General features: G+C 44.8%; 1 protein-coding gene. It reads left to right on the top strand.

Annotated elements, in window-relative coordinates:
- Positions 1-91: 91 nt before the first annotated feature.
- On the top strand, positions 92-701 hold a 610-nt coding region (locus R7Q48_RS27480), incomplete at its 3' end, for an IclR family transcriptional regulator (protein WP_318133427.1).

Raw genomic sequence — 701 nt, 5'->3', positions numbered from 1 at the left:
AAGTGAGAATTACTCATAAAAATTATTTTTCTTTTCTCAGTGATTAAGAATTATATTTGTCCTATATCTTTTAACACGTTACAACTCTCTCATGACATTAAACAAAGCCAACGCTAATCAGGTAAACGAAAAGGCACTGCAATTATTAATGCAAGTTGTGGTAAGCCAATTCCCAGTCTCTGCGAAAACACTCAGCGAACAATTGAACGTTCCATTAAGCAGTTTGTATCGACATCTAAAACTGCTGAAAGAATGGAACTTGATTGAAGAAAGTGTGCACGACAAGACGTTTGTTGTTGGGCCAGCAGCCTTACTGTTGATGCACAGCTATGAAACCGCTCAGCACGGCCTTGATATGGTTGAAACCATCTTGGCGCGCTTGGTGCAGCAAACGGGGGAAATGGCGGCGTACATGGTGCCATCGGGTTATCGAGCGCTTTGTGTCAGACAAAAAGAAAGTATGCAGGCGCTACGATGCAGCTTCGTCCAGGGTCAAAGTCAACCCCTGCTTCGTGGCGCCTCATCTAAAGTGATGCTCGCTTTTATGCCTCAAAGTCGTTGCGAAAAGATCTTACGTTACTTTAGCCAAGATCATCGCTTAGACGAATGGGAAGAGGAGCTCGCCACAATCCGAAAGAACGGCTATGCCGTAAGTACCTCCGAGATTGACCCTGGTGTTTCTGGTATCAGTGCGCCAGTCA

The organism is Vibrio sp. 378 (assembly GCF_033339435.1).
The sequence above is the reverse complement of the archived record's forward strand: the minus strand, read 5'-3'. Positions and strand labels throughout refer to the sequence as shown.